An 8,374-nucleotide genomic window follows, 5' to 3' on the forward strand; every position below is an offset into this window, starting at 1 on the left:
TCTCGCGGAGTCGGGCGGCTGAAAAACCGTGTGGGCGGGGGAGTGTAGGGGCAATTCGCCTGCAGCACGGGTGGATTTGTGCACTCCTGACGAACGCAGTTTTTTGCAGCAGGCAAAGTTTAGTGTTTCGCGTACTCCCCGCACCCCCACCTGGAGGCACGATGACCACTCATGGGCGCAACAGTCACGGCGCGGCGTCGAACCGCACCCGCATGATCTCCGTCGGCGTCGCATTGGCGGCGGTGGTGGCGGGGGCGGGGATCTGGGTCTCCCAGGCGGATGACGGGGGGAGCCAGTCGGTGGCGGACAGCGGCATGCCGTCCGCGAACGGCGGTCTCGGGGATGCCGGGGCCGCGGCCGCGTCGGGGGCGGAGGCCGCCAACTCGGGGCCGCTGAGCGAGCTGGACAAGACGTTCATGGTCAAGGTCCGGCAGGCCGGGCTGTGGGAGATCCCGGCCGGGCGGATGGCGCAGACCCAGGCGTCGAGCGAGGCGATCAAGCGGGCCGGGATGCATCTGCTCGACGGTCACAGCAGGCTCGACCAGCTGGTGCGCGAGGATGCCAAGGCGCTGTCCTCGTCCATACCGGACGAGGCATCGGCCGAGCAGCAGCAGTGGGTCGAGCAGATGAAGAACGCGAAGGGCGAGAAGTTCGACCAGCTCTTCGTGGATCTGCTGCGCGCCGCGCACGGGAAGATCTTCATCGTCATCGGCGAGGTCCGCGCCGCCACCAAGAACCACACGGTCCGGCGGCTGGCCAAGATCACCAACGAGACCGTCATGGACCACATGGAGGTGTTGGAGGACACCGGGCTGCTGACGGACGCCGTGTTGGACGATGTCGCGGCCAGCGCGAAGTAGGCCGGAGCAGGGGCCGAGCCGTCAGACACGGGGGTAGCGGGCCTGGAGGTCCCAGATCGCCGGGTTGTCGCCCAGGCCCTCGTGCATGTCGACCAGGTCGGCGATCAGGTCCTGCAGGAAGTCGCGGGCCTCGCGGCGCAGCGCGCGGTGCTGGAAGGTCAGCGGGGGCTCTTCGAGCGGTACCCAGTCGGCGGTGATGTCGACCCAGCCGAAGCGGCGCTCGAAGAGCATGCGGTCGGCCGATTCGGTGAAGTCCAGCTCCTCGTTGATGCGCCGGTGGGAGCGGCTGCCGCGCGGGTCGCGGTCCAGCCGTTCCACGATGTCGCACAGCGCCCAGGCGAAGTCGAGCACCGGCACCCATCCCCAGGCTGTGGACAGTTCGCGGTCGGCCACGGTGTCGGCGACATAGACGTCGCCGCAGAAGAGGTCGTGGCGCAGCGCGCGGGTGTCCGCGCTCCGGTAGTCCGTCTGCGGCGGGTCCGGGAAGCGGCGGGAGAGGGAGTAGCCCAGGTCGATCACGGGTTGATGGTGTCATGGGGGATTGGGGGGCTTGGGGGAGAGGGGGTAGGGCGCCGGGACCGGACCCGGGCGCCCTACGACGCACAGCGCCTCAGCGGGCCTCAGTGGCCGCGCGCGATCCACTCCTCCAGGTGCGGCGCCTCGTCCGCGATCAGCGTCGGGTCGCCGTGCCCGGTGCGGACGACGGTCTGCGGCGGCAGGGCGAACAGCCGCTCCCGGATCGACTCGATGATCGTCTCGAACGAGGAGTACGAGCGCCCGGTCGCGCCCGGTCCGCCCTGGAAGAGGGTGTCCCCGGAGAACACCGTGGTCAGGGCGGGAGCGTGCAGGCAGACCGCGCCGGGGGAGTGGCCGGGGGTGTGCAGGACGCGCAGCTGCGTACCGCCGACGGTGAGCACGTCGCCGTCGGCCAGTGGCTTGTCCGGGGCGCGGTCGGGGTGGCGCATCCGCCACAGCACCTCGTCGTCCGGGTGCAGCAGGATCGGGGCGCCGGTGCGGTCGGCGACCTCCGGGGCCGCGTCGATGTGGTCGTCGTGGCCGTGCGTACAGATGATGCCGAGCAGTCGGCGGTCGCCGATGGCCTCGACGATCGCCTCCGCGTCGTGGGCGGCGTCGATGACGTACGCCTCGTGGTCGTCGCCGACCAGCCAGACGTTGTTGTCGACCTCCCAGGTGCCGCCGTCCAGCGAGAAGGTGCCGGACGTCACCAGATGGTCGATACGGACGGGCGGGGGGGTCATCGCGGAGTCACCACCAGGGGTCATCAGAGCATCACCACCGAGCGCAGGACGTCGCCGCGGTGCATCTTGTCGAACGCCGCCTCGATGTCGTCGAGCCCGATGGTCTCGCTGACGAAGGCGTCGAGGTCGAGCCGTCCCTGCTGGTAGAGGTCGATCAGCAGCGGGAAGTCGCGGGACGGCAGACAGTCCCCGTACCAGGAGGACTTGAGGGCGCCGCCGCGCCCGAAGACGTCGAGCAGCGGCAGTTCCAGCTTCATCTCCGGGGTGGGCACGCCGACCAGGACGACGGTGCCCGCCAAGTCGCGGGCGTAGAAGGCCTGCTGGTACGTCTCGGGGCGGCCGACCGCCTCGATCACCACGTCCGCGCCGTTGCCGTCGGTGAGGCCGCGGATGGACTCGACCACGTCGGCGGTCTTGCCGTTGACGGTGTGGGTGGCGCCCAGCGAGCGCGCCTGCTCCAGCTTCCGGTCGTCCACGTCCACCGCGATGACCTTCGCGGCACCGGCGAGCCGGGATCCGGCGATCGCGGCGCCGCCGACCCCGCCGCAGCCGATGACGGCGACCGAGTCGCCGCGCCCGACGTTGCCGGTGTTGATGGCGGCGCCGATGCCCGCCATCACCCCGCAGCCGAGCAGCCCGGCGGCGGCCGGGGAGGCGGAGGGGTCGACCTTGGTGCACTGGCCCGCCGCGACGAGGGTCTTCTCGGCGAACGCGCCGATGCCGAGGGCGGGGGACAGGACGGTGCCGTCGGTGAGCGTCATGGGCTGGGACGCGTTGTGGGTGGCGAAGCAGTACCAGGGGCGGCCTCGGCGGCAGGCCCGGCACTGGCCGCACACCGCGCGCCAGTTGAGGATGACGTAGTCGCCGGGGGCCACCTCGGTGACGCCGTCGCCGACGGACTCCACGACGCCCGCCGCCTCGTGCCCGAGGAGGAACGGGAACTCGTCGTTGATGCCGCCTTCCCGGTAGTGCAGGTCGGTGTGGCAGACACCGCACGCCTGGACCTTCACCACCGCTTCGCCGGGGCCGGGATCCGGCACCACGATCGTCTCGATCCGTACCTGTTCGCCTTTGCCGGGGGCCACCACGCCGCGTACGTGTTGAGTCATGGGAGCAGCGTAAGCGCCGATCAGGGGCTACGACAGGAACTCTGGGTGAGCGCATCGGGCCGCACCGGAATCGCCGGTGCGGCCCGTTCCGCTTACCGCGTCTTACGGCGGATCAGTCAGTCACTTCACGTTGATCGCGGTCCAGGCCGCGGCGACCGCCTTGTACTCGGTGCTCGTCGACCCGTACAGGTCGGACGCGGCGTTGAGGGTGGCGGTGCGGGCCTGGGCGTACTTGCTGGTGGAGGTGAGGTACGTGGTCAGGGCCTTGTACCAGATCTTGGTGGCCTTGTCCCGGCCGATGCCGGTGACCGTCGAGCCGTCGTACGTCGGGCTGTTGTAGCTCACGCCGTTGATGGTCTTCGCACCGCTGCCCTCGGACAGCAGGTAGTAGAAGTGGTTGGCGGGCCCGGACGAGTAGTGGACGTCGATGTTGCCGAGCGTCGAGGACCAGTAGTCGCGGGACGCGCCGTCCTTGCTCGGCTTGTCCTGGTAGCGCAGCGGCGTGCCGTTGCCGTTGATGTTGATCTTCTCGCCGATGAGGTAGTCGCCCACGTCGGAGGCGTTCGCGGCGTAGAACTCCGTGGCGGTGGCCAGGATGTCGGAGGTCGCCTCGTTGAGGCCGCCGGACTCGCCGCTGTAGTTGAGCTTGGCGGTGGCGGCGGTGACGCCGTGGGTCATCTCGTGACCGGCCACGTCCATCGAGGTGAGCGCGTTGGCGTTGCCGGAGCCGTCGCCGTACGTCATGCAGAAGCAGGAGTCCTGCCAGAAGGCGTTGACGTAGTTGTTGCCGTAGTGGACGCGGGAGTACGAGCCCACGCCGTTGTTCTTGATGCCGTTGCGGCCCAGGACCTCCTTGTAGAAGTCCCAGGTCTCGGCGGCGCCGTAGTGCGCGTCCACCCCGGCGGTCTGGCGGCTGCCGCCCCAGACGTCGTCGGCGTCGGTGAAGAGGGTGCCGGTGCCGGACGACCCCTGGTTCAGGTCGTACGTCTTGTGGTTGCCGCGGGTGCCGTCGGTGAGGTTGTACGTGGTGCCGCTCTTGGTGGTGCCGAGCGGCACCGTGCCGCTGTACTTGCTGGTGCCGGTCCCGGTGTGGACGGTCTCGTTCTCGGCCAGCTTCTCGCCGGTGGCGGCGTCGGTGATGACGTGCAGCTCGCTGGGCGTGCCGTCCTTCTGGGTGCCGGTGACGACGGTCTCCCAGGCCAGCACGGGCTTGCCGCTCTCGGCCCAGACCACCTTGCGCGGCGACTTGGCCTTCTCGCCGGAGTCGGCCGTGGTCGCGGCCTTCAGCGCGGCCTTGGAGGCGGCGGCGGCGGACACCTCGGCGGCCGTGCCGGGCACGGCTATCTTCGCGCTGGTCGCCTTGGTGACGGTGCGGGCGCCGCTGGTCTTCTCGTGGACGACCAGGTCGCCGCCGAGGACGGGCAGCCCGTCGTAGGTGCGCTCGTAGCGGGTGTGCACGGTTCCGTCGGCGTCCTTGATGACGTCGCGGACGACGAGCTTCTCCTTGGCCCCGAGCCCCAGGTGGTCGGCCTGGGCGGAAGCGTCGGCCTGTGCCGCCTTGATGGAGGCGGTGCGCTCCGCGGGGGTCAGCTGCAGCGCGGTCGCGCCGGCCTCGCGGGCGTTGTCCGGCTGGGCGCTGGCCGAGCCGGTCTGGACGCCGATGACGACCATGGCGGCGGAGGCGACTAACGCGGCCGCACGGATGGCCTGCTTACGGGGAGAGGAAGCGTGAGGTCTCACTCGGTCTCCTTGCTGAGGGGCCGCTGGCTCGCGGCCCTGCGTAGGGGGTGCGGGCAGCCTTGGGTGGGGCTGCCCGGTAGAGCAGGAGTGGTGCGTGAGGTGCCAAGCGCTGGGTCCCGCGCCGCTGTGCGCGCGGAACCAGGACTTACCGCGGAGTCAGATGCGATGCGCGGCGAGCCGAGCAGAGATTGTCATCGAACGATCCGTTCGGATAGGCGCGTAACAAGAATTTGACCGTCCGTTGTTATAACAGGGCAAAATTCGGTCAGTGAGGCATGCTGCGGCAATGTCCCTTTGAGGAGGATGTGCTCAGAAACACGGCGAGGGCCGCCCCCTTGGTGGGGGCGGCCCTCGCCGCGTGGAGCCTCAGGAACCTCAGACGTTGACGCCGAAGTCCTGCGCGATGCCGACCAGGCCCGAGGCGTAGCCCTGGCCGACGGCGCGGAACTTCCACTCCGCGCCGTTGCGGTACAGCTCGCCGAAGACCATGGCGGTCTCGGTGGCGGCGTCCTCGCTCAGGTCGTAGCGGGCGATCTCGGTGCCACCGGCCTGGTTGACGATCCGGATGAACGCGTTCCGCACCTGGCCGAAGTTCTGGCTGCGCGTCTCGGCGTCGTAGATCGAGACCGGGAAGACGATCTTCTCGATGTCGGCGGGCAGGCCCGCCAGGTTGATGTTGATCTGCTCGTCGTCGCCCTCGCCCTGGCCGGTGACGTTGTCACCGGTGTGGACGATGGTCTGGTCCGGGGTGGCCTTGTTGTTGAAGAACACGAAGTGCTGGTCGGAGTAGACCTTGCCGTTGGTGTTCACGGCGATGGCGCTCGCGTCCAGGTCGAAGTCGGTGCCCGTGGTGGTGCGGACGTCCCAGCCGAGGCCGACCGTGACGGCGGTCAGGCCCGGTGCCTCCTTGGTGAGCGAGACGTTGCCGCCCTTGGACAGGCTTACAGCCATGGGGAGTCCCTTTCGTGGTCTCGATGGTTCGAGGCGGCGGGCTTCGTCCATTGGCTCCGGGCGAAGTCGCCGTCATCCTCCACAACGCCATCAGGGCACCCACAGGTTCCAGGTACCTTTACTTTCTTTGCCAAACCCTGATGGCCACCATGGGGGCCCCGCCAAAACGGGATGACGGCGCGGGGGTCGGCAGGTGACCATGGAGCCATGTCCGGCCCCTATGTCATCCGTGGTTCTGTCTCCCTGCCGGAGGCCGAGCTGATCTGGCGTTTCTCCCGGTCGTCCGGGCCCGGCGGGCAGCACGTCAATACGAGTGACACCGCCGTCGAGCTGCGCTTCGACCTCGCCGCCACCGGCGCGCTGCCGCCCGTATGGAAGGAGCGCGCGCTGGAGCGGCTGGCCGGGCGGCTGGCCGACGGGGTGCTGACCGTACGGGCGTCCGAGCACCGCTCCCAGTGGCGCAACCGCGAGACGGCCGCCGTCCGGCTCGCCTCGCTGCTCGCCGAGGCGACCGCGCCGCCGCCCAGGCCGCGCCGTCCGACCCGGATCCCGCGCGGCATCAATGAGCGGCGGCTGCGGGAGAAGAAGCGGCAGAGCGACACCAAGCGCGGGCGCTCGGGACGCGACTGGGGCTGAGCCCTGTAACCCGGCCCCTCTTTGAACCCGGCCTCTCTCTATTCGAGCGTGCGGTAGCGGCCGCGGAAGTACATCAGCGGCCCGCCCTCCGCGCTCGGCGTCGTCGCCGACAGCACCCGGCCGACCACCAGGGTGTGGTCCCCGGCCGTCACCCGCTGCTCGGTGTGGCATTCGAGTGTCGCCAGCGCCCCGGAGACGAGCGGGGCACCCGACTCCGCGCCGTGCGTCACCGCCATGTCCGCGAACAGCAGCCGGTCGCTGATGCGCCCCTTCATGGCGAATCGTCCCGCTGTGGTCCGCTGACTCTCCGACAGTACCGACACCGCCCAGAGCGGCTGTCGTTCGAGCAGCTCGTCCAGCCGGGACCCGTTGCGAACGCTCACCATCACGAGCGGCGGGTCAAGTGACACCGACATGAACGCGGTGGCCGTCATGCCGACGTCCTCACCGCTCGGCCCCTCTTCCGGGTCGTGCGCGGTCACCAGCACCACACCGGCCGCGAGTCGCGCCAGGGCGCCGCGGAAGTCGTCCTCACTCACCCCACCAGCATGCGGGACGGCGGGTCCGGTCGGGGCGTGGGCGGGAGGGGGAGCGGAAGGCTTCGTCTGAAACACGTTCTACACGCTAACCGCGTCGCGCCACCCTCCGCATCGGGCCACCGGACCAGTGCGGACGTAGGTCTCCGGCCGTAGGCGGCCCGCTTGCGGATTTGCTTTCAGAAAAAGTAGGAGCGCTCCCACGCGGTTCTGATGGGCCTCGAACACGGTCTGTGACATGAGTCACAGCAGCCAGTAATTGTTGACCCTGTGTACCGAGTGGGCAGCTCGCTGTGATTCAGTGGCCGTTGGCAATCGGACGACATAGGAAGCCAGGAGTTGCTGTCGAGGTCTCGGGGGAGTGCGAGCGATGGAGGCCGAGTCGGAGCCCTATATCCGCCTTGCGACCCTGCGGCAGCTGCATCAGGTGGTCGCCGACCTGAACACCGCCCGCAGCCTCGCCGACACCGTGCAGACCGTCGCCGACGGCGTCATAGCCGGGCTCGGCTACGAGCTGTCGGCCGTCAATCTGGTCCGCCCCGACGGTGACCTCGTCGTCGCCGCCGTGGGCGGCAGCGCGGGCGCCGAGGCGCTGATGGCCGGGCGGGTCGGCTCCCGGACCTCATGGGACCGGCGGCTGTCGATGGGGGACAGCTGGGGGGATCTGCGCTTCATCCCGCACACCGAGGGCTGGGTCCTCGACGATGACGACGTGCCGCAGTGGCACACCCCCGGCCCCGCGCCCCGCTTCGCCGACGAGTGGCACCCCATGGACCGCCTGTTCGCCCCGCTGCACGCGGCGGGCGGCTCCGGCGGAGAGCTGATCGGCGTCCTCGCCGTCGACAAGCCGCGCAACGGGCGGCGCCCCGGCGCGTGGGGGCGCGAGGCGCTGCAGATGTACGCCTTCCACGCCGCCATCGCGATCGGCAACGCCCGGCTGCGCGGCAACATGCAGCGCGCCCTGCTGCGGCTGGAGCGCGAGCAGCAGGCCCTCCGGGCCAGCGAGGAATCCTTCCGTCAGGCGTTCGAGTACGCCCCCAGCGGCATGGCCATCGCCGAGATGGGCGCCGATCAGGACGGTCATCTGCTGCGCACCAATGACGCCCTGTGCCGTCTGCTGGGCCGCCCCGCCTCGGCGATGCGCCGCTACTCGTTCGCCGATCTCGTCCACCCCGAGGACATCGGCACCCTGCTGCGCACCTCCCACGAGGGCGGCCGCTCCGAGCTGCGGCTCGCCCGCCGCGACGGCACGTACGTGTGGGTGTCGCTCCGTAACTCGGTGG

8 protein-coding genes and 1 pseudogene are annotated in these 8,374 nt (G+C 69.9%); 3 read left to right on the top strand and 6 right to left on the bottom strand.

Features of this window, described 5'->3' with window-relative positions; all coding sequences use genetic code 11:
• Nucleotides 1-161: 161 nt before the first annotated feature.
• A complete protein-coding gene (locus ACFV9T_RS30310; protein ID WP_385445623.1) occupies nt 162-860 on the top strand; it encodes a DUF4142 domain-containing protein in 699 nt (232 codons plus the stop codon).
• A gap of 21 nt (nt 861-881) precedes the next feature.
• Here the strand turns inward: ACFV9T_RS30310 and ACFV9T_RS30315 are convergent, their stop codons facing one another.
• The 5 genes from ACFV9T_RS30315 to ACFV9T_RS30335 form a co-directional block, all read right to left on the bottom strand.
• Nucleotides 882-1,379: a hypothetical protein gene (locus ACFV9T_RS30315; RefSeq protein WP_385445624.1), complete on the bottom strand. Its 498-nt coding sequence runs from the start codon at nt 1,377-1,379 to the stop codon at nt 882-884.
• 101 nt (nt 1,380-1,480) lie between these two features.
• On the bottom strand, nt 1,481-2,119 hold the full coding sequence (locus ACFV9T_RS30320; RefSeq protein WP_385445625.1) for an MBL fold metallo-hydrolase: 639 nt from the start codon (nt 2,117-2,119) through the stop codon (nt 1,481-1,483).
• A gap of 23 nt (nt 2,120-2,142) precedes the next feature.
• Nucleotides 2,143-3,228, bottom strand: a complete 1,086-nt coding sequence (locus ACFV9T_RS30325; RefSeq protein ID WP_385445626.1) for an S-(hydroxymethyl)mycothiol dehydrogenase — start codon at nt 3,226-3,228, stop codon at nt 2,143-2,145.
• Nucleotides 3,229-3,348: 120 nt separating this feature from the next.
• Nucleotides 3,349-4,968 carry a M4 family metallopeptidase gene (locus ACFV9T_RS30330; RefSeq protein ID WP_385445627.1) on the bottom strand — a complete coding sequence of 540 codons (1,620 nt, stop codon included), beginning with the start codon at nt 4,966-4,968 and terminating at the stop codon, nt 3,349-3,351.
• 375 nt (nt 4,969-5,343) lie between these two features.
• A complete protein-coding gene (locus ACFV9T_RS30335; RefSeq protein WP_385445628.1) occupies nt 5,344-5,919 on the bottom strand; it encodes a TerD family protein in 576 nt (191 codons plus the stop codon).
• 207 nt (nt 5,920-6,126) lie between these two features.
• Here ACFV9T_RS30335 and arfB point away from each other — a divergent pair, with 207 nt between their 5' ends.
• Nucleotides 6,127-6,555 (top strand): alternative ribosome rescue aminoacyl-tRNA hydrolase ArfB, encoded by a 429-nt coding sequence (arfB, locus tag ACFV9T_RS30340; protein ID WP_385445629.1) that lies wholly within the window; start codon nt 6,127-6,129, stop codon nt 6,553-6,555.
• 38 nt (nt 6,556-6,593) lie between these two features.
• Here the strand turns inward: arfB and ACFV9T_RS30345 are convergent, their stop codons facing one another.
• Complete coding sequence (locus ACFV9T_RS30345; RefSeq protein WP_385445630.1) at nt 6,594-7,169, bottom strand: flavin reductase family protein; 576 nt, start codon at nt 7,167-7,169, stop codon at nt 6,594-6,596.
• Nucleotides 7,170-7,461: 292 nt separating this feature from the next.
• Between ACFV9T_RS30345 and cdgB the strand changes: the two are divergent.
• Nucleotides 7,462-8,374: pseudogene (gene cdgB, locus ACFV9T_RS30350) on the top strand (diguanylate cyclase CdgB); the annotation flags it as partial.

The organism is Streptomyces sp. NPDC059850, assembly GCF_042731515.1.
In the GTDB taxonomy this organism is placed as follows: Bacteria; Actinomycetota; Actinomycetes; order Streptomycetales; family Streptomycetaceae; genus Streptomyces.